We start from the raw sequence: 23,988 nt of genomic DNA on the forward strand, positions 1-23,988 counted from the left end.
CTCTCCAGCGACCTACGACCTACGACAAAGCGACCTGCGACAAACTCCCGCCAACCGTACGCCCCCGCCCCCGCTCACTCCTCTTCGGGCAGCTCCCCGACGCGGTTCTCCCACTTGGTGGAGAGCACGATCGTCGTCCGCGTGCGCGAGACGCCCCGCGTGCCGCTGAGCCGGCGGATGGTCTTCTCCAGGCCGTCCACGTCGCTCGCCCTGACCTTGAGCATGTACGAGTCGTCGCCGGCGATGAACCAGCAGTCCTCGATCTCGTGCAGGTCCTTCAGGCGGCGGGCCACGTCCTCGTGGTCGGCGGCGTCGGAGAGCGAGATGCCGATGAGGGCGATGACGCCGAGGCCCAGCGAGGCCGAGTCGACGGTCGCGCGGTAGCCCGTGATGACACCGGCCGCTTCGAGACGGTTGATCCGGTCCGTGACGCTCGGTCCGGAGAGGCCCACGAGCCGCCCCAGTTCGGCGTACGAGGCGCGGCCGTTCTCCCGCAGGGCCTGGATGAGCTGCCTGTCCACGGCGTCCATAGGTGCGATGCCTTTCATTATTCAGCGATACCGCGAGTCTATGTGTAGAATCTAAGGCGCAACAGGGTCTGCACCCTGTGAATCTTTCTCAATCTCAGCAGATCAACGACGATCCTTCAGGAGTGAGTCACCCCGTGTACTCGATCGAGATGGCCTACGCCCGTATGCGCGAGCTCCAGGACCTGGCCAACCGCTCGCGTGCGGAGTCCGCGGCGCCGCGGAAGGCCACCCGGAAGCTGCGGGGCGCCAAGAAGCGGTAGTCCCGCCGTGGGGGTGGGGATCGGCGCCGATCGCGGCTTCGTCGCGGTCACTCGCGCAGTTCCCCCCGCCCCTTCGGGGGCGCGCTCAGTCGGCACGGGAAGCGCCCCCCAGCTCCCCCTTCCAGCGGCGGTACAGGCTGTGCGGCACCCTCGCCGCGTCCAGCACCCGCCCGGCGACGAAGTCCACCAGATCCTGGATGTGCGTCGCCCCCGCGTAGAACGCCGGTGAGGCGGGCAGCACGATCGCGCCCGCCTCGTCCAGGCTCACCAGGTGCTTCAGCGTCTGTCCGTTCAGCGGCGTCTCGCGGACACAGACCACGAGCCGCCTGCCCTCCTTGAGCGTCACGCTCGCCGCGCGCTGCAACAGGTCCTTCGAGAGCCCGAGCGCCACCCCGGCCACGCCGGCCGTGGACGCCGGCACGATCAGCATCCCCTTGGCCGGGTACGAGCCCGACGACGGGCCCGCGGCCAGATCCCCTGCCGCCCAGTACCGCACGTCCGCCAGCGACTCCTCGCGCACGTCGAACGTGTCCGGCTTCCCGTCCGCGCCCCGCGCCAGCCACTGCCGCAGGTCCTCGCGCCAGTGCGCGTCCCGGAAGGAGATGCCGGTCTCGTCGAGCAGCGTCAGCCGCGAGGCCCGCGACACGACGAGGTCCACGCTCTCCCCCGCGCCGAGCAGCGCGCGCAGGACGGCAGCGGCATAAGGCGTACCGGACGCACCGGACACCCCCACGATCCAAGGCCTACGCTGCGTATCTCCTGGGTTCACGCTGTGAAGCCTACCGAGTGGGATGTCAGACGGTGAGGCCGCGTACCAGCAGGTCCAGCAGCGCGCACGCGAACAGGGCGATCCCGATGAAACCGTTCACCTGGAAGAAGGCCCGGTTCAGGCGGGACAGGTCGTGCGGCTTCACGATGGAGTGCTCGTACAGGAAGGCGCCCGCGACGATCACGAGGCCCAGCCAGAAGAAGAGACCGGCGCCCGTGTCGAGCGCGTACCAGGCGAAGAGCGCCGTGGTCACCAGGTGGCAGCCGCGCGCGCCCCGGATGGCGGCCGGGATGCCGAACCGCGCGGGCACCGACTTCACGCCGACCTCGCGGTCCGTCTCCACGTCCTGGCAGGCGTAGATCAGGTCGAAGCCGCCGATCCACACGCCGACCGCGAGGCCGAGGATCACCGCCTGCCACGACCACTCGCCGGTGACCGCGATCCAGGCGCCGACCGGCCCCATCGCCTGGGCGAGGCCGAGGATCGCCTGCGGGAAGTTCGTGAACCGCTTGCCGTAGGGGTAGACGACCATCGGGATCACCGCGACGGGCGCGAGCGCCAGGCACAGCGGGTTGAGCAGGGCGGCCGCGCCGAGGAACACGGCGAGGGCGATCAGCGCGCCCGTCCACGCCGACTTCACGGACACCGCGCCGGTGACCAGCTCGCGGTGGGCGGTCCTCGGGTTGCGGGCGTCGATCTCCCGGTCGATGATCCGGTTCGCGGCCATGGCGAACGTCCGCAGGCCCACCATGCAGACGGTGACCAGGAGCAGCCGCACCCAGTGGATGTTCTCGTCGAGCCGGAACATCGCGGTCAGCGCGGCGATGTAGGCGAAGGGCAGCGCGAACACCGAGTGCTCGATCATGACGAGCCGCAGGAAGGCCTTGGTCCTGCCCGGCTGCTGCGGGAGCGCGGCGGATGCCGAGGTCATGAGAGTCCGTACTCCTTCCAGCGACGGTCCACCTTCGAGGCGATCTGCGGGTCGGACACGACCATCTCCGGCCAGCCCCCGTCGCGCGTGTACCCCTCCTCGGGCAGTTTGCGCGTCGCGTCGATGCCCGCCTTGCCGCCCCAGAATTGCTGGTAGGAGGCGTGGTCGAGGTGGTCGACCGGGCCTTCGACGACGGTCAGGTCCCGGGCGTAGTCCGTATTGCCGAGCGCCCGCCAGGACACCTCGTGCAGATCGTGCACGTCGCAGTCCTTGTCCACGACGACGATCAGCTTCGTCAGGGACATCATGTGGGCGCCCCAGATGGCGTGCATGACCTTCTGCGCGTGCTTGGGGTACTTCTTGTCGATCGAGACGATCGCGCAGTTGTGGAAGCCGCCCGACTCCGGCAGGTGGTAGTCCACGATGTCCGGGACGATCACCTTGAGCAGCGGCAGGAAGAAGCGCTCCGTGGCGCGGCCGAGCGGCCCGTCCTCCGTCGGCGGGCGGCCGACGACGATCGACTGGAGCAGCGGGCGCGCCCGCATCGTCACGCAGTCGATCTTCAGTGCGGGGAACGGTTCCTGCGGCGTGTAGAAGCCGGTGTGGTCGCCGAAGGGCCCCTCGGGCAGCATCTCGCCGGGCTCCAGCCAGCCCTCGATGACGACCTCGGCGTGCGCGGGCACCTGGAGCGGGACCGTCTTGCAGTCGACCATCTCCACGCGCTTGCCCTGGATGAATCCGGCCAGCATGTACTCGTCCATGTCACCCGGCAGCGGCGCCGTGGAGGCGTACGTGACGGCGGGCGGGCAGCCGAAGGCGATCGCAACCGGCAGCCGCTCGCCCCTGCGGGCGGCCACCTGGTAGTGGTTGCGGCTGTCCTTGTGGATCTGCCAGTGCATGCCGATGGTGCGCTTGTCGTGGCGCTGGAGGCGGTACAGGCCGAGGTTGCGCACCCCGGTGTCGGGGTCCTTGGTGTGGGTCAGGCCGAGGTTGAAGAAGGAGCCGCCGTCCTCGGGCCAGGTGAAGAGCGCGGGCAGCCGCTCCAGGTCGACGTCGTCGCCGGTGAGGACGACCTCCTGGACGGGCGCCTCCTTGACCTTCTTCGGCGGTACGTGCGTCATCGCGCCGAGCTTGCCGAACGCCTCGCGCACCCCGACGAAGCCGTGCGGCAGCTCCGGCTTGAGCAGGCCGCCGATCTTCTCGCTGATCTCGCCGTACGACTTCAGGCCGAGCGCCTTCAGCAGGCGGCGGTCCGTCCCGTACACGTTCATCGCCAGGGGCATCGCGGAGCCCTTGACGTTCTCGAAGAGGAGCGCGGGGCCGCCGGCCTTCTGTACCCGGTCGACGATCTCACCGACCTCCAGATACGGGTCGACCTCGGCCTTGATGCGCTTGAGATCGCCCTCGCGCTCCAGTGCACGGAGCAGGGAGCGAAGATCGTCGTAAGCCATGCGTTCCAGTATCCGGCACCGGCTACCCTGGCCCCGTCACCGGGGGGCCGCACGCCTCTCGCCGTCGCCACTTGGGGGATCGCTCCACCATGCTCAGGTATCTGCCGTTCCTGCTGGTCCTGGCGGTGTGGATCTACGCCTTCATCGATGTCCTGAACACTCCGGAGCAGGAGGTCAGGCATCTGCCCAAGGTGGTGTGGGTCATCATCGTGCTGCTCTTCGGCGAGGTGCTGCTGGGGCCCGTCGCGTGGTTCGTGACGGGCAAGGTCCGGCACGCGCCGGGCGCCGGCCCCGCTCGCGGCCGCACGCGCTGGGTCGCGCCGGACGACAATCCGGAGTTCCTGAAGTCCCTCAAGGACGAGGGCCGCGACGAGGACCCCGACGAGAAGAAGCGGGACAAGGGCACCGAGGGCTGAGCCGATGGAACTGCGTCTGTTGGTCACCTTCGAGAAGGTCGCCACCGTCCTCAGCTTCACCCGGGCCGCCACCGAGCTGGCCTACGCGCAGTCCAGCGTGACCAGCCAGATCCGCTCCCTGGAGTCCTCGCTGGGCACGGAGCTCTTCGACCGGCTCGGCAGCCGCATCCGCCTGACCGAGGCGGGCGCCCGCCTGCTGCCCTACGCCCGGCAGATCATCGAGCTGACCGAGGAGGCGCGGGCCGCGGTCACCGGCGCCGAGGAGCCGGCCGGGGCGATCGCGGTGGGCACCATGGAGTCGCTCACCTCCTACCGGCTGCCGCCGCTGCTCGAACTCTTCCACCACCGCTACCCGAAGGTGCGGCTCTCGCTGCGCCCCACCCTGGGCGACGAGACGCGGCGGGCGCTGCGGCAGGGCACGTACGACGTCGGGTTCCTGATGGAGCCGGACACCGCGCACCAGGGTCTGGAGAGCGTGGTCCTCGCCGCGGAGCCGCTGGTCCTGGTCTGCGCCCCGGGCCATCCGCTGGCCGCGCGCGGCGCGGACCCGCTCGGCACCGGGGACCTGGCGGCGGTGCAGCTCGTGGGCACCGAGCCGGGCTGCCCGTACCGGGACCTCTTCGAGGCGGAGCTGCTGACCCGGACAGGGGCGCCGCCGCCGTTCATGGAGTTCGGCACCATCGAGGCGACGAAGCAGGGCGTGGCGGGCGGGCTCGGCGTGGCGCTGCTGCCGGCCGTGGCGGTGGCGCGGGAGCTGACGGCGGGCACCCTGGTGCGGCTCGCGTGGGAGCCGCCGTTCACGCTGTGGACGCAGCTCGCGTGGCGGTCGGGGAAGCGGCTTCCGGCGCATGTCCGGCTGTTCGTGGAGCAGGCCGTGCGGCTCGTCGGGGAGCAAGTGTCACCTTGAGGCTCGCCAGGACGATCAGCGGGACGCCGAGGGCCTGGACGAGTCCGATGTGGTGGCCGTAGACCGCCCAGTCGGCGACCATCGCGACCGCCGGGTAGGTGAAGGCGAGCACGGCGATCTTGGGCGTGGGGAGCTTCGCGTACGCCGCGTACATCAAGACGTACATCAGGCCGGTGTGGATCACGCCGAGTCCGGCGAGCCAGGCCCAGCCGGCGCCCGTGCCGCGCATCGCGCCGAAGTCGGTGAAGGGCAGCAGCAGCGGGATGCCGACTAGGACCTGGACGAGGGCGATCAGGTGCGGGCGTACGCCCGTGACCCGCTTGGTGACGAGGGTGGACAGGGCGTAGAGGACGGCAGCGAGCAGCGCGAGCCCGATGCCGGCCAGGGAGCCGGTGTCGCCCGGGCGCACCCCGGAGACCAGCACGAGGCCGGCGAACGCGGCGGCCAGCCAGCCCAGTTGGGAGCGGCTCGGGCGCTCGCGCAGCACCAGGGCGCTGAGCAGCAGCAGGAAGAACGGCTGCGTGTGGTAGACGACGGTGGCCAGGGAGATCGAGGTGGCCTCGTACGCCTTGAAGAGGAACACCCAGTTGAAGACGATGAACAGCCCGCCGAGCGCGGCGAGCGCCAGCTTCCTGGGGGTGAGCCCGTGGTCCCGGAAGTAGCCGCGGGCGGCGGCGTACGCGCCGAGCGCCAGGGCGCCGAACAGGACACGGAAGAAGACGACGTTGAAAGCGGAGGCGCCGGACTCCACCACGAAGACGCCGAGGGTGCCGGAGAGCACCATGGCGGCGGTGAGCTGGGCCGTGCCCTTGTTCTCGGAAGCGTTCCTTGAGGTCATGGCAGGAACGTACGAGCGGACGTACGCGCTGGTCCACGGCCCAGTGGGGCGTCCTGCCGATGGGCCGATCGACGCCGTCGATGAGGCCTGGTCGGTCACACCCCCGCGTACGAGTGCTTGCCGGTGACGAAGATGTTCACGCCGTAGTAGTTGAACAGCCAGCAGCCGAAGGCGATCAGGGCCAGGTAGGCGGCCTTGCGGCCCTTCCAGCCCGCCGTGGCGCGGGCGTGCAGGTAGCAGGCGTAGGCGACCCAGGTGATGAAGGACCAGACCTCCTTGGGGTCCCAGCCCCAGTAGCGGCCCCAGGCGTCGCCCGCCCAGATCGCGCCCGCGATGATCGTGAACGTCCACAGCGGGAAGATCGCCGCGTTCAGGCGGTAGGAGAACTTGTCCAGCGAGGCCGCGGCGGGCAGCCGCTCCAGCACGGAGGTCGCGAACCTGCCGGGCCGGCCCCCGCTCTGCAGCTTCGTCTCGTAGCTGTCCCGGAAGAGGTAGAGCATCGTCGCGACGAAGCCGACGTAGAAGACCGCGCCGCAGAAGATCGCCGTGGAGACGTGGATCCACAGCCAGTACGAGTGCAGGGCCGGGACCAGCTGGTCGCTGGAGGTGTACAGGACGGTGACGGCGAGGCCGAGGTCGAGCAGGATCGTGGTGACCAGCGGCAGGCCGAGCCAGGCGATGTTCTTCTTCAGCGCCATCAGCACCAGGTACACGCCGACGGCGACGGTGGAGAAGGTGATGCTGAACTCGTACATGTTGCCCCACGGCGCCCGCCGCACCGACAGGGCGCGGGTGAGCACCCCGCCGAACTCCAGCAGGAACGCGAGCACGGTGAGGGAGACCGCGATACGGCCGTACAGGTCGCCCTTCTCGTCCCCGGCCGCCGCGCCGGGCCCGTCCGGCACGTCCCGGGCGCCGGTGACGGAGCGCGTGACGACCTTCGGCCGCTCCAGGGTGGCGGTGCCGCCCTTGGCCTGGACGGTCACCGCGGGCGCCTGGGCCGCGGTCCTGCCCGGGGTGAGCGCGGCGGCGGTGCGGGCGACCTTGCTGCGGCTGCCGAAGAGCCACTCCGCCATGTGCGCGAAGAAGGCCAGGAGGTAGACGGCCATCGCGGAGTAGATCAGCACGTTGCTGATGTGCGCGAGGTTCTCGTTGGGTTCGGCGGCCAGGGTGGTGGCGAGATTCACTTCTCAGCCCCTTCGGCAGGTACTACATCGGGGTCGGGGTCGGAGGCTGCGGGGGCGTCCGGGTCGGGGTCGGGCGCGCTCGGCGCCTTCTCGTACAGGTGGGCGGCGAGGTCGGACAGTTCCTCGGGGAGCTTCGCGGACTCGCTGCGGCCGAGGCCCGCCATCTCCACGACCGTGACGCCGTCGGCGCCCCGCACCGCCCGCACCCACACGCGGCGGCGCTGGATGAACAGCGACCCGGCGAGGCCGGCGATCGCGGCGAGCGCGCCGGCCAGCGCCCACACGGAGCCGGGCTCCTGCGAGATCTGGAAGGTCGCCCACTCCTTGAGGTCCTTCTCGAAGGTGATGGACCCGGCGCCGTTCGGCAGCTTCATGGTCTCGCCGGGCAGCAGCCGCTCCTTGAACAGCTCGCCCTTGGCGTCCTCGAACTTCGTCATCTTGCGGGTGTCGAGCTGGTACACGTTCTGCGGGACACCGGAGTCGACACCGAGGCTCCCGTGGTACGCGGACAGCGCGAGCACCGGGAAGTCGGGCGCGGGGAACTGCGAGAACATCTGGCCCTTGCCCTCGCCCGCGAAGGTCGGCACGAAGAAGGCGTTGAAACCGAGCTGCTCCTTGGCGCCGCTCTTGTTCCGGTAGCCGTCCAGGACCTTGATGGCGCCGGTCGCGGTGCCGTTCTGGTCGATGGGCAGCAGCGGCACGGAGGCCCGGTAGACGACCTTGCCCCTGGGGTCGCGGACGGTGACCTGGGGGGCGTAGCCGTGGCCGATGAGGTAGACCTTGGAGCCGTCGACCTCCAGCGGCTCGTTGACCTCGATCGACTTCTTCTTCTCGGGGCCGTCGGCGCCCTCGCTGTAGGTGACGTCCGCCCGGTAGGTGCGGGGCGTGCCGCGATTGGGGCCGCTCTTCTCGTACGTGCCCTTGAAGTCGTCGAGCACGAAGTGGAACGGCGCCAGGTCCTCGGTGTCGAAGAGGCTGCCGGACTTGAAGTCGTCGTACTGGGAGAGCGTGTTGGAGAAGCCGTCGCCCTCCATCACCAGCTTGCCGCCCTCGGACTTCAGGAGCTGGCCGGCGGCGAAGGCGATCAGCATCACGATCAGCGCGATGTGGAAGACGAGGTTCCCGGCCTCGCGCAGATAGCCCTTCTCGGCGGCGACCGCGTCCCCGGTGAGGTCCGCCCGGAAGCGGCGCCCCTTGAGGAGCGTGAGCGCGGCCTCGCGCACCTGCTCGGGCTCGGCCCGCGTGCGCCACGTCGTGTACGCGGGCAGCCGGGTCAGCTTCTTGGGGGCGCCCGGCGGGCGGCCGCGCAGCTGGCCGACGAACTGCCAGGTGCGGGGCACGATGCAGCCGATGAGGGAGACGAACAGCAGGATGTAGATCGCGGAGAACCACACCGAGCTGTAGACGTCGAAGAGCTGGAGCTTGTCGTACAGGGGCCCGAGCGTGGTGTGCCGGTCCATGAAGTCCTGGACCTTGAGCTCGTCGACGTTGCGCTGCGGGATCAGCGAGCCCGGGATGGCGCCGAGCGAGAGCAGCAGGAGCAGGATCAGCGCGACCCGCATCGAGGTCAGCTGCCGCCAGAACCAGCGCAGCCAGCCGATCACCCCGAGAGAGGGCAGGTTCGGCGACTCCTCCTGGGGAGCGGTCGACAGGTGCTCGCCCGCGGCGCCCAGGTCGTCCCGCTGCTCGGGGGCTTCGGTCTTGCTCATGGATCAGATCCCCACGGTGTAACTGCTCGTCCAGACCTGCATCTGCTGCACCATGCTGTCCCACACTCCGGTGACGAGCAGCAGGCCGGTCGCGATCATCATGATTCCGCCGACGCGCATCACCCAGACGTAGTGCCGCTTCACCCAGCCGAAGGCGCCGAGCGCCTTGCGGAAGGCGACGGCGGCGAGGATGAAGGGGATGCCGAGTCCGAGGCTGTACGCGACGCCCAGGAGCGCGCCGCGCTGCGCGTTGCCGCTGTCGGCGGAGAGCGCGAGGACCGAGGCGAGCGTCGGGCCGACGCACGGCGTCCAGCCGACGGCGAAGAGGGCGCCGACGACGGGCGCGCCGGCGAGTCCGACCGCCGGGCGCCGGTGGAAGCGGAACTCGCGCTGGGTGAGCCAGGGCATGAGCCCCATGAAGAAGAGCCCGAGCGCGATCATCACCACGCCGAGCACCGTGTTGATGGTGCTCTGGTGTTCCTTGAGGGTGTGTCCCAGCGCCCCGAAGAAGACGGTGACGCCGACGAAGACCACGGTGAAACCGGCCACGAACAGCGCGGCGCCGGCGGCCATCCGGCCCCGCCGTGCCTCGCCGAGGTCCTGGCCGCTGACCCCGGTGACGTACGACAGATAGCCCGGCACGAGCGGCAGGACGCACGGCGAGAAGAAGGAGACGAGCCCGCCGAGCACGGCGAGCGGGATCGCGAGAAGCAGCGCCCCGCTCATGACCGTCTGGTTCGGTCCGCTGATGGCGGCGAGGGTGGACATCACTTCTCCGCAAGCACGGGGTCGATCATCTTGCGCAGCTTGGCCTCGTTGAGGGGCTGCTGCGAGCGCGCGGCGATCTTGCCGTCCCGGTCGACGACGAGCGTCGAGGGGATGAAGTTGGGGTTCATCGTGCCCTGGGGGAAGCGCAGCATCAGCTTGCCCGTCGGGTCGTACACGCTCGGGTAGGGCACGTCGTGCGCTTCCTCGAAGGCGGTCGCCGGGCCGCGCTCGGGGTCGCGGGTGTTGATGCCGACGAACTCGACGCCCTTGGCCTTCTTCTCCTTGGCGACCTTGACGAAGTTCGGCGCCTCGGCCCGGCAGGGGGCGCACCAGGAGCCCCAGACGTTGATGACGAGGACCTTGCCCTTGTACGCCTCGGTGATGTTCAGGGGCTTGCCGTCGAGGGTCTTGCCGTCGAGTTCGGGCAGGGGCTTGCGGTCCGCCTTGGCGGCGGTGGCGATGCCGTCGGACCCGGCGACGAAGTTGGTGTTGCCGGAGCCGCCCGAGGTGCCGCCGAAGTCGCAGGCCGACAGGGTCAGCGCGGCGACCGCGGCCCCGGTGGCCAGCAGGGCGGCCCGGCCGCGGCGGCCGCCGAGGCGACGGCTACGACGGTGGTGCGTGCTCTGGGGGGCGCGGCTGGCGGCACTCATGTGAAAAGTTTCGCATGTCTGTTTCGGGGATCTTCCGCACCCCCCGCGGTTGCGGAAAGTCCCATTTCAGGCGGCCTTCGCGAGCCCCTTCCAACCACCCGCCGGCTGCTGTCCGACGTCGAGGCCCTGGAGCTTGGCGAGGACCTTCGGGTCCTGCACGTCGAGCCAGTCGACGAACTGCCGGAAGGAGACGAGGCGTACGTCCTTCTTCCCCGCGATGTGCTTCAGGGCCTCTTCGACGGCGTCCATGTAGATGCCGCCGTTCCACTCCTCGAAGTGGTTGCCGATGAAGAACGGGGCGCGGTTGCTCTCGTAGGCGCGCTTGAACCCGGATATGTAGGCGTCGGTGGCCTGCTTGCGCCAGCCCGGGTAGTTGTGGGCCGGTGCCTTCGTGGAGTTCTGCGACTGGTTGGCGAGGATGTTGTAGTCCATCGACAGGACCTCGAAGGAGTGGCCGGGGAAGGGCACCGCCTGGAGGGGCAGGTCCCAGACGCCCATCTTCTTCTGGGGCCAGCGCTGGCGGCCGCCGGGCGAGGACGCGTCGTAGCGCCAGCCGAGCTTCTTCGCGGTCGGCAGCAGGTTGTCCTGTCCGAGCAGGCAGGGCGTGCGGCCGCCGACGAGTTCCTTGTCGTAGTCGAAGGGCAGCGGCGGCAGATCGCTCCAGCCGGTGTTCGTGCGCCACTTCTGCACAAAGGACTTGGCCTGGTCGATCTCGTCCTGCCATTGCGCGGGGGTCCACTTGGCGACCGTTCCGTTGCCCGTGCAGAAGTGCCCGTTGAAGTGCGTGCCTATTTCATGGCCTTCGAGCCAGGCCTGCCGCACGTACTTCAGCGTGGCCTTGATGTGACCGTCGGTGAGATAACCGATGTCCGAGGCGCCGACGGCGTTGTTCGGCGGACGGTACAGGCGCTTCTTCGATTCCGGCAGCAGATAAAGCCCGGAGAGGAAGAACGTCATGTGCGCGTTGTGCTCCTCGGCGAGCTTCAAGAAGCGCGGGAAGAGGCCGTTGCCGACCTCGCCGGCGCCGTCCCAGGAGAAGACCACGAACTGCGGGGGCGTCTCGCCGGGCTCCAGCGGGACCGGCTTGGCGGGCTGCCCGGGCTGCTTGCCGGTGTACGCGGTCGAACCGTCACCGATCAGCTTGGCCGGGCGCTTGGCCGGGCCGCCCTTCCCGTTCCCGGCGTTGTCCGCGGGCCCCGCGGAATCCCCGCCGCCTCCGGAGCCGCACGCCGCGAGCCCGAGAGCGGCCGCGGTGCCGGCCCCGAGTCCGAGCATTCCCCTGCGGCTGATGTCGCGCATTCCATCCCCTTCGTCGCGCCCTTTGCGTCCGTCCGTCCTGCCCTGTCCGGCGGGCAAGAGGAACGACCTGTTAGAGGGCGCGACGAAGAGTGCGGTTCCTGCGTATCGCGGTTATTTGCCGCACTTTCCCCAAAAGGGACGTACAGTCGCGGCGCGATTACGCGACGTAAATGAACGGCAGGCGCGGTGTTCCGGAAATGGCAGCTACGCCCCGAACGCCTTGCTCTTGCCCTTCACCGGCTTGGCGCCCGCGAGGAGATGGGCGGGGACGAGGTCCCGGGCCGGTTCGGAGTAGCCCACGGAAACGATTTTGTCACCGCGGTAGGTGAACGTCGTCAGCGAGGCGAGCGTGCACTGCCGCTTGCGCGGGTCGTGCCACAGCCGCCGCTTCTCCACGAAGCTGCGCACGATCCAGATGGGCAGCTGGTGGCTGACGCAGACCGCCTCGTGGCCGCGGGCCGCGTCCTTCGCCGCGTCCAGCGCGCCCATCATCCGTACGACCTGCTCGACGTACGGCTCGCCCCAGGACGGCTTGAAGGGGTTGACCAGGTGCCGCCAGTTCTCGGGGTTCTTCAGGGCGCCGTCGCCGACGCCGAAGGTCTTGCCCTCGAAGACGTTCTCCGCCTCGATGAGCCGGGCGTCGGTGGCCAGTTCCAGGCCGTGCACCTTGGCGATCGGCGCGGCCGTCTCCTGGGCGCGGTCGAGCGGCGAGGCGACGACGTGGGTCACGTCGCGCCGGGCGAGGTGCTCGGCGACCCGGTCGGCCATCCGGCGGCCCAACTCCGAGAGGTGGTAGTCGGGCAGTCGCCCGTACAGGATCCCGTCGGGGTTGTGCACCTCGCCGTGGCGCATCACATGGACGACGGTCAGCTCGTCGCCCGCGGCGGTGGCGCTCACGCGGTGGCCTCCGTCGCTTCCGCGGCGGCGCGCGCGGCACCCGGCAGGGCGGCGGCGATCCGCTCGATCGCCCGCTCGTCGTGGGCGGCGGACACGAACCAGGACTCGAAGGCGGAGGGCGGCAGATAGACGCCCTGCGACAGCATCGAGTGGAAGAACGCGGTGAAGCGGAAGGACTCCTGCTTCTTGGCGTCCTCGTAATTGCGCACCGGCTGGTCGGTGAAGAAGACGGAGAACATGTTGGAGGCGTTCTGCACGGTGTGCGCGACGCCCTCCTTGCCCAGCGCCTCGCTCACCAGAGAGCGCAGCCGCGCGGAGACGGAGTTCACCGTCTCGTACGCCGCGTCGTCCAGGAGCCGCAGCTGCGCGAGGCCCGCGGCCGTCGCGACGGGGTTCCCGGAGAGGGTGCCCGCCTGGTAGACGGGCCCGGCGGGGGCGAGGTGCGCCATGACGTCGGCGCGCCCGCCGAAGGCCGCGGCGGGGAAGCCGCCGCCCATGACCTTGCCGAAGGTCAGCAGGTCGGGGCGGACGCCGTCGACGCCGTACCAGCCGGCCTTGGACGTGCGGAAGCCGGTCATCACCTCGTCGGAGATGTACAGCGCGCCGTTCGCCCGGCACAGGTCGGCGAGGCCCTGGTTGAAGCCCTCGCCCGGCGGCACGACGCCCATGTTGCCCGGCGAGGCCTCGGTGATGACGCAGGCGATCTGGCCCTCGTGCGCGGCGAACGCGGCGCGCACGGCGTCCAGGTCGTTGTACGGGACGACGATGGTGTCGCCGGCCTGCGCGCCGGTGACGCCCGGGGTGTCGGGGAGGCCGAGGGTCGCCACGCCCGAACCGGCGGCGGCCAGCAGGGCGTCGACGTGCCCGTGGTAGCACCCGGCGAACTTGACGACCTTGGCGCGGCCGGTGAAGCCGCGGGCGAGGCGGATGGCGGACATGGTCGCCTCGGTGCCGCTGGAGACCAGCCGCACCTGCTCGACGGGCTCGACGCGGGCCACGATCTCCTCGGCCAGGGCGACCTCGCCCTCGCCGGGCGTACCGAAGGAGGTGCCGCGCGCGACGGCCTCCTGGACGGCGGCGGTCACCTCGGGGTGCGCGTGGCCGAGGATCATCGGACCCCACGAGCACACGAGGTCGACGTACTCGCGGCCGTCGGCGTCGGTCAGGTACGGACCGGTACCGGACACCATGAAACGGGGCGTACCACCCACAGCGCGGAACGCGCGCACGGGAGAGTTCACACCGCCGGGCGTCACGGCCGCCGCACGGTCGAAAAGAGTCTGCGAAACTGGGGCGCTATACGGGAAGCTCACACGAGCCATGGTGTCAGAGGGTGCGGACATCCTGCGGACAGGTGTTTCACTCCACGTTTTAGCGGGTGAACGTGGGGGAGGTCACTGACACGATGATCGGGTTGCGTGGCGGGGGCCGCGAGGCCTAGAAAAGACAGGGCCGTGCCGCCCTGGAAAGCAGTCGGGTGGAGATATGCATCGCGGTGGCGGACTGGGCGAGGGGACCGACGGCCTGGGTCCGCGGCGTGCCCGGCGGGGCAAGCACCGACGCGAGGCGGGGGCGCAGCCCGCGCAGGCGCCCGAGCAGGCGCGGGGCGAGTCCATCGAGTCCCGGCCGGACCGGGTGAGCAGCAGGAGTGGCGGGGTGGGGGTGACGTACAAGTACTTCGGCGCCCCGGACGGCGCGACCGCCGCCCGCGTGCCGATCTCGATGCGGCCCGAGGAACTGGGCGGCGACGAACTGGGCATGGGCGGCATGTTCACGAAGATCAAGCCGGAGACGATGGCGGCGATGGTCCTCACGGGCATCGAGGGCATACCCCTGCACAAGGTCCCCCCGCTCGAACTGGTCGTCCTGCACCCCGACTACGCCGTGGTGAAGCTCCCCATGACCGTGGTGGACCCGCTGCGCGGCGTCGGCGAGGAGTCGGTGGGCGCGGCCGCGTTCATATGGTCCACGGTCCCCGACCGCGGCGGCCCCCGCGACGCCTTCAACGTCTACCGCCTCCTCCACGAATGGCAGGACTTCAGCCACCGCCTCCATGACGCGGGCCATCAGGCCTACTGCCTGGTGTGGCCCTGAGGGACGCCCGGGGGCGGTGACCGCCCCTCGCCTCACCCCGTGCGCAGGGCGGCCAGCCGCTGTTCGAAGGGGACGACCTCGAAGCCGGCCGTCGGGTCCACGGAGGTGATCGCGCCGGTGAGTGAGCGGGGGGCGATCGCCGCGGTCGTGTCGGTGTCCGGGGTCCGAGGCCTCTCGGCTCCCTCAATGGGGGCCATGAAGCGGGCCAGTTCCTCGCCGGCGCGGGTGATCCGGGTCGCGAGGCCGTCCTCGCCCCAGTCCTCCGACGCCGCGTAGACGGCGGTCGGCACGACCAGGGCCCGCAGGTAGGTGAAGAGCGGGCGCAGGGCGTGTTCGGTGACCAGGGAGTGCCGCGCGGTGCCGCCGGTCGCGCCGGCCAGCACCGGCTTCCCGGTCAGGGCGTCCTTGTCGATGAGGTCGAAGAACGACTTGAACAGGCCGCTGTACGAGGCCGAGAACACCGGGGTCACCGCGATCAGGCCGTCCGCGCCGGCCACCGCGTCGAGTGCCGCGGCCAGTCGGGCCGGCGGGAAGCCGGTGACCAGGTGCTGGGCGATCTCCGTGGCCAGGTCCCGCAGTTCGATCACCTCGACGTCGGCGGCGGCCCGCCGCACGGTGGCGGCGGTCAGCCGGTCGGCGAGCAGCCGGGTGGACGAGGGCAGGCTCAGCCCCGCGGACACGACGACGAGCTTCATGCGGTCACCTCTTCCTGGGGGTTGTGGTGGGCGGCGGTCACCCGGGCGGCGTGCGTGGGCGCCTCCGGGACCGAGTCGGGGCGGTTCTTGGCGAACTCCTCGCGCAGGACCGGCACGACCTCCTCGCCGAGGAGGTCGAGCTGCTCCAGGACGGTCTTCAGCGGCAGCCCCGCGTGGTCCATCAGGAAGAGCTGGCGCTGGTAGTCGCCGACCGTCTCGCGGAAGGACAGGGTCCGTTCGATCACCTGCTGCGGCGAGCCGACCGTCAACGGGGTCTGCTCGGTGAACTCCTCCAGCGAGGGCCCGTGTCCGTACACCGGGGCGTTGTCGAAGTAGGGCCGGAACTCCCGTACGGCGTCCTGGGAGTTCTTGCGCATGAACACCTGGCCGCCGAGGCCGACGATCGCCTGCTCCTCGGTGCCGTGCCCGTAGTGGGCGTAGCGGCGCCGGTAGAGCTCGACCATCTGTTGGGTGTGCGAGGCGGGCCAGAAGATGTTGTTGTGGAAGAAGCCGTCACCGTAGTACGCGGCCTGCTCGGCGATCTCCGGGGAGCGGATCGAGCCGTGCCACACGAAGGGCGCGACGCCGTCCAGCGGGCGGGGCGTCGAGGTGAACGACTGGAGCGGCGTACGGAACTTGCCCTTCCAGGTGACGACGTCCTCGTCCCACAGGCGGCGCAGCAGCGCGTAGTTCTCGACGGCGAGGTCGATGCCGTCGCGGATGTCCTTGCCGAACCACGGATAGACGGGGCCGGTGTTGCCGCGCCCCATCATCAGGTCGACGCGCCCGTCCGCGAGGTGCTGGAGCATCGCGAAGTCCTCGGCGATCTTCACCGGGTCGTTGGTGGTGATGAGGGTCGTGGAGGTGGACAGGACGAGCCGCTCGGTGCGGGCGGCGATGTAGCCGAGCATGGTCGTCGGGGACGAGGGGACGAACGGCGGGTTGTGGTGCTCGCCGGTCGCGAAGACGTCGAGGCCCACCTCCTCGGCCTTTAGGGCGATCGCCACCATGGCCTTGATCCGCTCGGCCTCGCTGGGCGCGCGCCCGGTGGTCGGGTCGACCGTGACGTCACCGACGCTGAAGATTCCGAACTGCATGGCTGGCTCACCCTTCGCAGGTTGTTGATGCTTCAACTATACCCACAGAACGAGGGTGCGGGCCCTCCTATTCCCTCCCCCGGCGCCGACGCCGGGGCCGCTGTCAGACCCCGCCCCTACCGTGAGGCCATGGAGAGATCACAGCGGTCGGACCTGCGCCTCGAACCCTGGTCGGAGGAGGGCGGCCCCGCGCTGCTCGTCCGGTTCAACACCCCCGAGATGACGGCGCACCTGGGCGGTCCCGAGACCCCGGAGAAGCTGGCGGAGCGGCACCTCCGCTATCTCCGCCTCGACGACAAGGGCCGGATGTTCCGCATCACGCTGGACGGCGAGACGGCCGGCTCGATCGGGTACTGGGAGACGACCTGGCGGGGCGAGACGGTCTGGGAGACCGGCTGGGGCGTCCTGCCGGAGTTCCAGGGCAGGGGCGTCGCGGCGGACGCGGCCCAGCTGATCATCCGCGAGGTGCGGGCGGCGGACCGCCACGCCTTTCTGCACGCGTTCCCCGCGACGGACAACGGCGCGTCCAACGGGGTCTGCCGCAAGGCGGGCTTCACCCTGCGGGGCGAGGCGATGGTCGAGTACCCGAAGGGTCGGTGGCACCCCTGCAATGACTGGCGGTACGCCTTGAGCGGCGGGGCGCGGTAGCCCGCCCCGGGGGCTGACTGGCGGCACGCCTTGGTGTCCGGGGGCGCGGTGGCCGCCCCAGGCGACCGGCGGCACGCCTTGATGTCCGGAGGCACGATGGCCAGCCCCAGGCGACCGGCGGCACGCCTTGGTGCCCGGAGGCACGATGGCCGACCCCGGGCGACCGGCGGCACGCCTTGGTGCCCGGAGGCGCGATGGCCAGCCCCAGGCGACCGGCGGCACGCCTTGATGCCGGGGGCGCGATGGCCGGCCCGGCGACCGGCGGGATGCCTTGGCCCTGGGGGCGACCGGCCGGCCCAGGTGACTGGCCACACGCCTGGATACCGGGGTGCGGCAGCCACCCCAGACCACTGGCCGCGCGCCTTGGCGCGGGGACGCGGCAGCCGCCCCAGGTAACCGGCGGCACGCCTTTGCGCGAAGGGGCTCGGCAACCGTCCCAGGTAACCGGCGGCACGCCTTGACGCGAGGGGCGCGGTGGCCGCCCCGGGGCGCGAGGGGCGCGGTGGCCGTCCCGCGCCCGTGGCACGCTGGCGGTCATGCTGAACGCCCGCTCCGCCCTCCTCTTCGTGCTCGCCGCCCTCTTCGAGATCGGCGGGGCCTGGCTCGTCTGGCAGGGGGTGCGCGAGCACCGCGGCTGGGCGTGGGTCGGCGCGGGCGTCCTCGCGCTCGGCGTCTACGGCTTCGTGGCCACGCTCCAGCCCGACGCCGAGTTCGGCCGCGTCCTCGCCGCGTACGGCGGGGTCTTCGTCGCGGGATCGATCGCCTGGGGCATGGCGGCGGACGGCTACCGGCCCGACCGGTGGGACGTCACCGGCGCGCTGATCTGCCTCGCCGGCATGGCCGTGATCATGTACGCGCCGCGTGGCCGCTGAGGCGCCGACCTATCCTGGCTCACGACACGGGCCAACCCCACGGCCACCGGCCCCCTTTGACCTCCCCCAGCCCAAGGAGCGCACCATGACCGCCGCAGCCAAGCGCATCGCGATCGTCACCGGCGCCAGCAGCGGCATCGGCGCCGCCACCGCCCGCGGCCTGGCCGCCGCCGGCTACCGCGTCGTCCTGACCGCGCGCCGCAAGGACCGCATCGAGGCGCTCGCCGCCGAGCTGACCGACGCCGGGCACGACGCGATGGCGTACGCGCTCGACATCACCGACCGCGCGGCGGTGGACACGTTCGCGACCGCCTTCAAGAAGGTCGCGGTCCTGGTGAACAACGCGGGCGGCGCGCTCGGCGCGGACACCATCGCCGCGGGCGACCCGGCCGACTGGCGCCGCATGTACGAGACGAACGTCATCGGCACGCTGAACGTCACGCAGGCCCTGCTGCCCGCGCTCACCGACAGCGGCGACGGCACGGTCGTCGTCCTGTCCTCCACGGCGGGCCACGGCACGTACGAGGGCGGCGGCGGCTATGTGGCCGCCAAGCACGCCGAGCACGTCCTGGCCGAGACCCTCCGCCTGGAGATCGTCGGCACCCCGGTCCGCGTCATCGAGGTCGCGCCCGGCATGGTCAAGACGGACGAGTTCGCGCTGACCCGCTTCGGCGGCGACGCCGAGCGGGCCGAGAAGGTCTACGCGGGCGTCGCCGAGCCGCTCACGGCCGCGGACGTGGCCGACACGATCACCTGGGCGGTCACCCGCCCGCCGCACGTCAACATCGACCTCCTGGTGGTCCGCCCCCGAGCCCAGGCCTCCAACACGAAGATCCACCGGGAGCTGTGATGCCGGACGCGTCCGACGCCCACACCGCTGCCGCACGCCGGGCCACCGAGGCCTTGCAGGCGTACGCCCTCTCCGAGGAGGGCTGGCGCGACAGTCCTCGCGAGACGCTGCAGCGCGTCCTCGCGGACCTGCTGCACTGGTGTGACGACACCCAGCGCGACTTCGACACGGCACTGGCCGCGGCCCGCGAGCGCCACGCGGCCGAACGCGCCGACCGCCCCTGACGGCCGCCGGCCGTCCCTGACGGCCCCGGCACCCGGGCGCAGGTGCGCCGGCCCACCTGCGCCCGGGGTCGTCAGCCCTTCACGCAGACGACCTGCTTCAGCTTCGCCACCACCTCGACGAGGTCCCGCTGCTGGTCGATGACCTGCTCGATCGGCTTGTACGCGGCCGGGATCTCGTCCACGACGCCCGAGTCCTTGCGGCACTCGACGCCCCGCGTCTGCTCCTCCAGGTCCCGCGTGGAGAAGCGCCGCTTGGCCGCGTTCCGGCTCATGCGGCGGCCGGCGCCGTGCGAGGCGGAGTTGAAGGACGCCTCGTTGCCGAGGCCCTTCACGATGTACGAGCCCGTGCCCATGGAGCCGGGGATGATCCCGAAGTCGCCGCTGCCCGCGCGGATCGCGCCCTTGCGGGTGACGAGCAGGTCCATCCCGTCGTACCGCTCCTCGCTGACGTAGTTGTGGTGGCAGGAGATCTCCTGCCCGAACACCGGCTTCGCCTTCTTGAACTCCTTGCGGATCACGTCCTTGAAGAGCGCCATCATGATCGCGCGGTTGTACTTCGCGTACTCCTGCGCCCAGTAGAGGTCGTTCCGGTAGGCGGCCATCTGCGGGGTGTCCGCGACGAAGACCGCCAGGTCGCGGTCGATGATCCCCTGGTTGTGCGGCAGCCCCTGGGCCACGCCGATGTGGTGGTCGGCCAGCTCCTTGCCGATGTTGCGCGAACCGGAGTGCAGCATGAGCCAGACCGCGCCGTCCTCGTCGATGTTCACTTCCGCGAAGTGATTGCCCGAGCCGAGCGTGCCCATCTGCTTGGTGGCGCGCTCCTCGCGGAACCGCACCGCCTGCGCGACCCCGGCGAACCGCGCCCAGAAGTCGTCCCAGCCGGCGGTCGCCATGCCGTGGAAGCGCCCCGGGTCCACGGGGTCGTCGTGCATCGCGCGACCCACCGGGATCGCCTGCTCGATCCTCGACCGCAGCCGCGACAGATCGCCCGGCAGGTCGTTGACCGTCAGCGACGTCCTGACCGCCGACATGCCGCAGCCGATGTCGACGCCGACCGCCGCCGGGCACACCGCGCCCCGCATCGCGATCACCGAACCGACCGTCGCGCCCTTGCCGAAGTGGACGTCCGGCATGACGGCCAGGCCCTTGATCCACGGCAGCGTCGCCACGTTCTGGAGCTGCCGCATCGCGGACTCCTCGACCGACGCGGGGTCGGCCCACATCCGGATCGGCACCTTCGCCCCGGACACCTCTACGTAAGACATTTCGCCCTCTTTCCCCCGTAATCCACTACAAGCCCTGAAGTGCGTGAAGCGCAAATACCGGAGCCAAGGTCGACGAAAGGGGGGACGGACCGGCATCCACGGCAGCGCGTGCGATAGACATTGTGTCCACCGGTCGCCCGTCAGCGGCAACCGAATATCCCCTATGAGAGGAGCCATCACGGTGCAGCGGAAGGTCCACGCACCCGGTGTCGCCGCGCTCCTCGCGGCGCTGCTCGTCGGCTGCACCTCCGGCTCCGGTGGCGACGGCGCCTCCGACGACTCCAAGCCCGGCGACACCGGCAGCTCCGCCGCCCCCGCCGAGCCCGGCAAGTACCGCACGCTCCCGGAGCCCTGCGGTGAGGTCGACCCCGGCACCCTCGACGCGATGCTGCCCGGCATCAAGGAGCTGAACGACACCGAGCAGCGCGAGAAGGCGTACGAGGGCACGCCCATGGTCACGTACGACACCGACCGGCGGGTGGGCTGCCGCTGGAAGGTCGAGTCCTCCGGCGCCTCGCACCACCTCCTCGTCGACTTCGAGCGGGTCGTCTCCTTCGACGGCGCGGTCAGCGACGACGACCGCGCCGCGGAGGTCTACGCGACCAAGCTGCGCGAGGCGGGCCTGTCGGCGCCCCCCAGCTCCGGGACCCAGGACGACGGCGACGGCGGGAGTCCCGACGCCACGCCCTCGAAGGAGTCCGGCGACGCCGAGAAGGCGGCGGGCGACAAGGCCCAGGGCGGGAAGAGCGACAAGAGCACGGGCCCGGGCGACGACGACAAGGGCAAGCCGGACGGTAACGGCGAGAAGGACGAGGGCACGGACGACGCCTCCACCCGGCCCACCACCCCGCCCGCCGGCCTCGAACCCCGCACCCTGGACGACCTCGGCGACGAGGCCTTCCTGGACGACGCCCTCACCACCGCCGCCTCGGCCACCCGTCACCGCACCGTGACTGTGGTGTTCCGCACGTCGAACGTCATCGTGACCATCGAGTACGACGAGCAGCCCGGCCGGCGCACCGACGTCCCGGACAGCAAGGAAATGCAGGACAAGGCGCGGGAACTGGCCGACGGGCTCGCCGACGCGTTCGACGAGTAGCGGGCGGACCCGGCGGGCGGGGGCGGGGGCCGGGCCCCCGGGAAGCGAGCCGCCCGTCGCCCCGTACGCGTACCGTGGCCCCTCGGACCCGACGACGTCACGAGACGAACCGGACGTCACGAGACGAACTGAGTGAAGGAACCATGCACCGACCTGCACAGCGACAGCGCCAGCGTCTGAGCCGCATCCTCGTCAGCGCGGCCGCCGTACCGGTGATCCTCGTCGCCTCCGGCTGCTCCTCCGATTCCGACTCCGGCTCCGACGGGGCCAAGAAGGACACGGGCGCCAAGGCCTCGGCCTCCCACAAGAGCGTGGACAAGCCCCCGGCCGTGGAGAAGGCCGCGTACGCCAAGCTCCCCGAGCCCTGCGACGTCCTGTCGAAGAAGACCTTGCAGGAGCTGGTCCCGCAGGCCAAGGACAAGGGCAAGGCGGGCACGTCCACGGACACGGCGCTGCGCGGCAGCTGCTCCTGGGACAGCCTCGACAACAACGGCGTGGACGGTTCCCAGTTCCGCTGGCTGCGCGTGTCGCTGATGCGCTTCGAGTCGGACCCCTCCCTGGGCAGCGGCGCCAAGCGCGCGCAGGACAACTTCGCCAAGCAGGTCGCCGACGCGCAGGCGACCAAGGACGCGAAGGGCGTCAAGGCGGAGCCGGTGCAGGGCGTCGGCGACCAGGCGACGCTGGTGCGCTACGACCTGAAGAAGGACAAGGACACCTTCAAGCAGCAGACGTTCGTGACGCGCGTGGAGAACGCGGTCGTCACGGTCGACTACAACGGCGCGGGTCTCGCGGGCGACAAGTCCCCCGACGCCGGTGACCTGTCGAAGGCCGCGCAGAAGGCGGCGAAGGAGGCCGCGGCGGCGGTCGTCTCCGCCAACGAGGGCGGCGGCAAGGCGCCCGCCGACTCCGACGAGAAGCCGAAGAAGGACGACGACCCGAAGAAGGACGACCCGAAGAAGGACGACGCCAAGCAGGACTCCGCGAAGTCCGACGACGGCAAGTCCGGCGCCACCAAGGCCAAGTCGAAGTCCTGAACACGCCCGTCAGGCGCAGCAGTTGAAGGAGCCCGGCCCGAAACGGCCGGGCTCCCGGCGTACCGGCCGACCGACCCTCCGTACACGTGTGCCAGGCTATCGATCGCAACAAGCCGACACAGGCCGAACAGGGAGGGGTTCGCGGGTGGCCGCGATGCAGCTGACACGCACGCACCGGATACTCATCGGGGTGGTCGTCGCCGGTGCGGTCGTCATCGCCGGGATCGGCTTCGCGGGGTCGTACGCGGCGGTGCGCGAACTCGCCGAGAAGAAGGGCTTCGGCGACTTCTCGGCGGTCTTCCCGATCGGCATCGACGCGGGCATCTGCGTGCTGCTCGCCCTGGATCTCCTGCTGACGTGGATCCGCATCCCCTTCCCGCTGCTGCGCCAGACCGCGTGGCTGCTCACGGCGGCGACGATCGCCTTCAACGGCGCGGCGGCCTGGCCCGACCCGCTCGGCACCGGCATGCACGCCGTGATCCCGGTGCTCTTCGTGGTCGCGGTCGAGGCGGCCCGGCACGCGGTCGGCCGCATCGCCGACATCACCGCCGACAAGCACATGGAGGGCGTGCGGATCACGCGGTGGCTGCTCTCGCCGCTGCCGACGTTCCTGCTGTGGCGCCGGATGAAGCTGTGGGAGCTGCGCTCCTACGACCAGGTGATCAAGCTGGAGCAGGAACGTCTCGTCTACCAGGCCCGGTTGCGCTCCCGCTTCGGCCGTGCCTGGCGCCGCAAGGCACCGGTGGAGTCCCTGATGCCGCTGCGCCTGGCCCGCTACGGCGTCCCGCTGGCGGAGACCGCCCCCGCGGGACTGGCCGCCGCCGGCATCGAACCCGCCCTGCTGCCCCCGGTCCCCGCGGCGTCCCCGCAGCAGCCGGAACTCCCCCGGGCCCGAGACCCCCACCACGACTCCGGGCCTCAGGACGAACAGCCGCAGCCGCAGCACGCCCCGCGGCCCCACCCGGAGGCCGGACCCGAGACCGAGCCCGAGCCCGAGCCCGAAATCCTGCCCCACGAGAGCCCGTGGTTCGCCCGGCACCCCGCGTCGTACGCCCCCGAGGAGCCGTACGACCAGTGGTACGAGGAGCAGGCGCCCTACGACGACGGCCAGCACGCCGACCAGCGCGTCGCGGAGCCGGGGCAGGGGCGGGAGCCGGGGCCGGAAATGGAGCAGGAGCGCGCGCCCGAACCGCAATCCCAGCCGCAGACCCAGCCCCCACCACAGCAGCCCGAGTCCGAGCCCGCCCCCGAGATCCCCGGCCTGCCCGAGGACGTGACCCGCGAGGAGGCGTACTTCGCGGCGTTCCGCAAGTACGTCAGCGAGCACGGGGAGTACCCCAACGCCCGCCAGTTCGGCCTGTATCTGATGGACCTGTACGGGGTGACGGGCCAGGCGGGCGGACCGCTCACGGAGAGCACCCTCCGCCCGTACCTGCACGACTTCCGTGGCCGCTACCAGCAGGACCTGGACGCGGAGGCGGAGTACATCGCGTGACCC

At 70.8% G+C, this 23,988-nt stretch carries 26 protein-coding genes; 11 read left to right on the forward strand and 15 right to left on the reverse strand.

Annotated elements, in window-relative coordinates; genetic code table 11:
* Nucleotides 1–74: 74 nt before the first annotated feature.
* Entirely contained in the window at nt 75–530 is a 456-nt protein-coding gene (locus ACZ5GP_RS26195) for an Lrp/AsnC family transcriptional regulator (RefSeq protein WP_030791839.1), read from the reverse strand.
* A 122-nt stretch (nt 531–652) separates the two neighbouring features.
* On the opposite strand from ACZ5GP_RS26195, the gene ACZ5GP_RS26200 reads away from it, so the two are divergent.
* Complete coding sequence (locus ACZ5GP_RS26200) at nt 653–790, forward strand: hypothetical protein (protein WP_468753178.1); 138 nt, start codon at nt 653–655, stop codon at nt 788–790.
* An 85-nt stretch (nt 791–875) separates the two neighbouring features.
* Here ACZ5GP_RS26200 and ACZ5GP_RS26205 read toward each other — a convergent pair whose 3' ends face one another.
* The 3 genes from ACZ5GP_RS26205 to ACZ5GP_RS26215 are packed head-to-tail and all read right to left on the reverse strand — an operon-like array spanning nt 876 to nt 3,941.
* A complete protein-coding gene (locus ACZ5GP_RS26205) occupies nt 876–1,559 on the reverse strand; it encodes a UbiX family flavin prenyltransferase (protein ID WP_468753116.1) in 684 nt (227 codons plus the stop codon).
* Nucleotides 1,560–1,584: 25 nt separating this feature from the next.
* Nucleotides 1,585–2,490, reverse strand: a complete 906-nt coding sequence (gene mqnP, locus ACZ5GP_RS26210; RefSeq protein WP_468753117.1) for a menaquinone biosynthesis prenyltransferase MqnP — start codon at nt 2,488–2,490, stop codon at nt 1,585–1,587.
* Entirely contained in the window at nt 2,487–3,941 is a 1,455-nt protein-coding gene (locus ACZ5GP_RS26215) for a menaquinone biosynthesis decarboxylase (protein WP_468753118.1), read from the reverse strand. Before ACZ5GP_RS26215 ends, mqnP begins: the two co-directional genes overlap by 4 nt.
* An 89-nt stretch (nt 3,942–4,030) precedes the next feature.
* On the opposite strand from ACZ5GP_RS26215, the gene ACZ5GP_RS26220 reads away from it, so the two are divergent.
* Nucleotides 4,031–4,357, forward strand: coding sequence for a PLD nuclease N-terminal domain-containing protein (locus tag ACZ5GP_RS26220; RefSeq protein ID WP_468753119.1), 327 nt, complete (start codon nt 4,031–4,033; stop codon nt 4,355–4,357).
* A gap of 4 nt (nt 4,358–4,361) precedes the next feature.
* Nucleotides 4,362–5,264: a LysR family transcriptional regulator gene (locus ACZ5GP_RS26225; RefSeq protein WP_468753120.1), complete on the forward strand. Its 903-nt coding sequence runs from the start codon at nt 4,362–4,364 to the stop codon at nt 5,262–5,264.
* Here ACZ5GP_RS26225 and ACZ5GP_RS26230 read toward each other — a convergent pair.
* The 8 genes from ACZ5GP_RS26230 to hemL form a co-directional block, all read right to left on the reverse strand.
* Entirely contained in the window at nt 5,155–6,102 is a 948-nt protein-coding gene (locus tag ACZ5GP_RS26230; protein ID WP_468753121.1) for a DMT family transporter, read from the reverse strand. The genes ACZ5GP_RS26225 and ACZ5GP_RS26230 overlap by 110 nt on opposite strands.
* Nucleotides 6,103–6,197: 95 nt before the next feature.
* Complete coding sequence (gene ccsB, locus ACZ5GP_RS26235; RefSeq protein WP_468753122.1) at nt 6,198–7,289, reverse strand: c-type cytochrome biogenesis protein CcsB; 1,092 nt, start codon at nt 7,287–7,289, stop codon at nt 6,198–6,200.
* Nucleotides 7,286–8,998 (reverse strand): cytochrome c biogenesis protein ResB, encoded by a 1,713-nt coding sequence (gene resB, locus ACZ5GP_RS26240; RefSeq protein ID WP_468753123.1) that lies wholly within the window; start codon nt 8,996–8,998, stop codon nt 7,286–7,288. Before resB ends, ccsB begins: the two co-directional genes overlap by 4 nt.
* Nucleotides 8,999–9,001: 3 nt before the next feature.
* Entirely contained in the window at nt 9,002–9,766 is a 765-nt protein-coding gene (locus tag ACZ5GP_RS26245; protein WP_468753124.1) for a cytochrome c biogenesis CcdA family protein, read from the reverse strand.
* Nucleotides 9,766–10,416 (reverse strand): TlpA family protein disulfide reductase, encoded by a 651-nt coding sequence (locus tag ACZ5GP_RS26250; protein WP_468753125.1) that lies wholly within the window; start codon nt 10,414–10,416, stop codon nt 9,766–9,768. The genes ACZ5GP_RS26245 and ACZ5GP_RS26250 overlap by 1 nt, the downstream gene beginning before the upstream one ends.
* Before the next feature lie 66 nt (nt 10,417–10,482).
* Nucleotides 10,483–11,715 carry a polysaccharide deacetylase family protein gene (locus tag ACZ5GP_RS26255; RefSeq protein WP_468753126.1) on the reverse strand — a complete coding sequence of 411 codons (1,233 nt, stop codon included), beginning with the start codon at nt 11,713–11,715 and terminating at the stop codon, nt 10,483–10,485.
* Between the two features lie 204 nt (nt 11,716–11,919).
* Complete coding sequence (locus ACZ5GP_RS26260; RefSeq protein WP_358581114.1) at nt 11,920–12,567, reverse strand: histidine phosphatase family protein; 648 nt, start codon at nt 12,565–12,567, stop codon at nt 11,920–11,922.
* A 41-nt stretch (nt 12,568–12,608) separates the two neighbouring features.
* Nucleotides 12,609–13,934 carry a glutamate-1-semialdehyde 2,1-aminomutase gene (hemL, locus tag ACZ5GP_RS26265; protein WP_468753127.1) on the reverse strand — a complete coding sequence of 442 codons (1,326 nt, stop codon included), beginning with the start codon at nt 13,932–13,934 and terminating at the stop codon, nt 12,609–12,611.
* Nucleotides 13,935–14,268: 334 nt separating this feature from the next.
* Here hemL and ACZ5GP_RS26270 point away from each other — a divergent pair, with 334 nt between their 5' ends.
* A complete protein-coding gene (locus ACZ5GP_RS26270) occupies nt 14,269–14,706 on the forward strand; it encodes a hypothetical protein (protein ID WP_358581112.1) in 438 nt (145 codons plus the stop codon).
* 32 nt (nt 14,707–14,738) lie between these two features.
* On the opposite strand, the gene ACZ5GP_RS26275 is transcribed toward ACZ5GP_RS26270, so the two are convergent.
* Both ACZ5GP_RS26275 and ACZ5GP_RS26280 read right to left on the reverse strand, forming a co-directional pair.
* Nucleotides 14,739–15,401 carry a CE1759 family FMN reductase gene (locus ACZ5GP_RS26275; protein WP_468753128.1) on the reverse strand — a complete coding sequence of 221 codons (663 nt, stop codon included), beginning with the start codon at nt 15,399–15,401 and terminating at the stop codon, nt 14,739–14,741.
* A complete protein-coding gene (locus ACZ5GP_RS26280) occupies nt 15,398–16,498 on the reverse strand; it encodes an LLM class flavin-dependent oxidoreductase (RefSeq protein WP_468753129.1) in 1,101 nt (366 codons plus the stop codon). The genes ACZ5GP_RS26275 and ACZ5GP_RS26280 overlap by 4 nt, the downstream gene beginning before the upstream one ends.
* A 129-nt stretch (nt 16,499–16,627) precedes the next feature.
* Between ACZ5GP_RS26280 and ACZ5GP_RS26285 the strand changes: the two genes are divergently transcribed.
* From ACZ5GP_RS26285 to ACZ5GP_RS26300, 4 genes are all read left to right on the forward strand, one after another.
* Complete coding sequence (locus ACZ5GP_RS26285; RefSeq protein WP_468753130.1) at nt 16,628–17,146, forward strand: GNAT family N-acetyltransferase; 519 nt, start codon at nt 16,628–16,630, stop codon at nt 17,144–17,146.
* Nucleotides 17,147–17,682: 536 nt separating this feature from the next.
* Nucleotides 17,683–18,018 carry a YnfA family protein gene (locus tag ACZ5GP_RS26290; RefSeq protein WP_468753131.1) on the forward strand — a complete coding sequence of 112 codons (336 nt, stop codon included), beginning with the start codon at nt 17,683–17,685 and terminating at the stop codon, nt 18,016–18,018.
* An 85-nt stretch (nt 18,019–18,103) separates the two neighbouring features.
* A complete protein-coding gene (locus ACZ5GP_RS26295) occupies nt 18,104–18,868 on the forward strand; it encodes an SDR family NAD(P)-dependent oxidoreductase (protein WP_468753132.1) in 765 nt (254 codons plus the stop codon).
* Entirely contained in the window at nt 18,868–19,092 is a 225-nt protein-coding gene (locus ACZ5GP_RS26300; protein WP_468753133.1) for a hypothetical protein, read from the forward strand. The genes ACZ5GP_RS26295 and ACZ5GP_RS26300 overlap by 1 nt, the downstream gene beginning before the upstream one ends.
* A gap of 71 nt (nt 19,093–19,163) precedes the next feature.
* On the opposite strand, the gene ACZ5GP_RS26305 is transcribed toward ACZ5GP_RS26300, so the two are convergent.
* The gene (locus ACZ5GP_RS26305; RefSeq protein ID WP_468753134.1) at nt 19,164–20,357 is read right to left on the reverse strand and encodes an RtcB family protein; all 1,194 of its coding nucleotides are present in this window, start codon (nt 20,355–20,357) and stop codon (nt 19,164–19,166) included.
* Between the two features lie 181 nt (nt 20,358–20,538).
* Between ACZ5GP_RS26305 and ACZ5GP_RS26310 the strand changes: the two genes are divergently transcribed.
* From ACZ5GP_RS26310 to ACZ5GP_RS26320, 3 genes are all read left to right on the forward strand, one after another.
* Nucleotides 20,539–21,456, forward strand: coding sequence for a DUF3558 domain-containing protein (locus ACZ5GP_RS26310; RefSeq protein WP_468753135.1), 918 nt, complete (start codon nt 20,539–20,541; stop codon nt 21,454–21,456).
* Between the two features lie 143 nt (nt 21,457–21,599).
* Entirely contained in the window at nt 21,600–22,490 is an 891-nt protein-coding gene (locus ACZ5GP_RS26315; RefSeq protein WP_468753136.1) for a DUF3558 domain-containing protein, read from the forward strand.
* 145 nt (nt 22,491–22,635) lie between these two features.
* Nucleotides 22,636–23,985 carry a DUF2637 domain-containing protein gene (locus ACZ5GP_RS26320; RefSeq protein ID WP_468753137.1) on the forward strand — a complete coding sequence of 450 codons (1,350 nt, stop codon included), beginning with the start codon at nt 22,636–22,638 and terminating at the stop codon, nt 23,983–23,985.
* Nucleotides 23,986–23,988: the final 3 nt, after the last annotated feature.

The organism is Streptomyces sp. NPDC031466, from assembly GCF_055581265.1.

What these genes read in the sequence shown, in the direction of transcription:
- ACZ5GP_RS26195 (WP_030791839.1), bottom strand. Translation starts at nt 530, where the DNA reads ATGGACGCCGTGGACAGGCAGCTCATCCAGGCCCTGCGGGAGAACGGC.
- mqnP (WP_468753117.1), bottom strand. Translation starts at nt 2,490, where the DNA reads ATGACCTCGGCATCCGCCGCGCTCCCGCAGCAGCCGGGCAGGACCAAG.
- ACZ5GP_RS26215 (WP_468753118.1), bottom strand. Translation starts at nt 3,941, where the DNA reads ATGGCTTACGACGATCTTCGCTCCCTGCTCCGTGCACTGGAGCGCGAG.
- ACZ5GP_RS26220 (WP_468753119.1), top strand. Translation starts at nt 4,031, where the DNA reads ATGCTCAGGTATCTGCCGTTCCTGCTGGTCCTGGCGGTGTGGATCTAC.
- ACZ5GP_RS26225 (WP_468753120.1), top strand. Translation starts at nt 4,362, where the DNA reads ATGGAACTGCGTCTGTTGGTCACCTTCGAGAAGGTCGCCACCGTCCTC.
- ACZ5GP_RS26230 (WP_468753121.1), bottom strand. Translation starts at nt 6,102, where the DNA reads ATGACCTCAAGGAACGCTTCCGAGAACAAGGGCACGGCCCAGCTCACC.
- resB (WP_468753123.1), bottom strand. Translation starts at nt 8,998, where the DNA reads ATGAGCAAGACCGAAGCCCCCGAGCAGCGGGACGACCTGGGCGCCGCG.
- ACZ5GP_RS26245 (WP_468753124.1), bottom strand. Translation starts at nt 9,766, where the DNA reads ATGTCCACCCTCGCCGCCATCAGCGGACCGAACCAGACGGTCATGAGC.
- ACZ5GP_RS26250 (WP_468753125.1), bottom strand. Translation starts at nt 10,416, where the DNA reads ATGAGTGCCGCCAGCCGCGCCCCCCAGAGCACGCACCACCGTCGTAGC.
- ACZ5GP_RS26255 (WP_468753126.1), bottom strand. Translation starts at nt 11,715, where the DNA reads ATGCGCGACATCAGCCGCAGGGGAATGCTCGGACTCGGGGCCGGCACC.
- ACZ5GP_RS26260 (WP_358581114.1), bottom strand. Translation starts at nt 12,567, where the DNA reads ATGCGCCACGGCGAGGTGCACAACCCCGACGGGATCCTGTACGGGCGA.
- hemL (WP_468753127.1), bottom strand. Translation starts at nt 13,934, where the DNA reads ATGGCTCGTGTGAGCTTCCCGTATAGCGCCCCAGTTTCGCAGACTCTT.
- ACZ5GP_RS26275 (WP_468753128.1), bottom strand. Translation starts at nt 15,401, where the DNA reads ATGAAGCTCGTCGTCGTGTCCGCGGGGCTGAGCCTGCCCTCGTCCACC.
- ACZ5GP_RS26280 (WP_468753129.1), bottom strand. Translation starts at nt 16,498, where the DNA reads ATGCAGTTCGGAATCTTCAGCGTCGGTGACGTCACGGTCGACCCGACC.
- ACZ5GP_RS26285 (WP_468753130.1), top strand. Translation starts at nt 16,628, where the DNA reads ATGGAGAGATCACAGCGGTCGGACCTGCGCCTCGAACCCTGGTCGGAG.
- ACZ5GP_RS26290 (WP_468753131.1), top strand. Translation starts at nt 17,683, where the DNA reads ATGCTGAACGCCCGCTCCGCCCTCCTCTTCGTGCTCGCCGCCCTCTTC.
- ACZ5GP_RS26295 (WP_468753132.1), top strand. Translation starts at nt 18,104, where the DNA reads ATGACCGCCGCAGCCAAGCGCATCGCGATCGTCACCGGCGCCAGCAGC.
- ACZ5GP_RS26300 (WP_468753133.1), top strand. Translation starts at nt 18,868, where the DNA reads ATGCCGGACGCGTCCGACGCCCACACCGCTGCCGCACGCCGGGCCACC.
- ACZ5GP_RS26305 (WP_468753134.1), bottom strand. Translation starts at nt 20,357, where the DNA reads ATGTCTTACGTAGAGGTGTCCGGGGCGAAGGTGCCGATCCGGATGTGG.
- ACZ5GP_RS26315 (WP_468753136.1), top strand. Translation starts at nt 21,600, where the DNA reads ATGCACCGACCTGCACAGCGACAGCGCCAGCGTCTGAGCCGCATCCTC.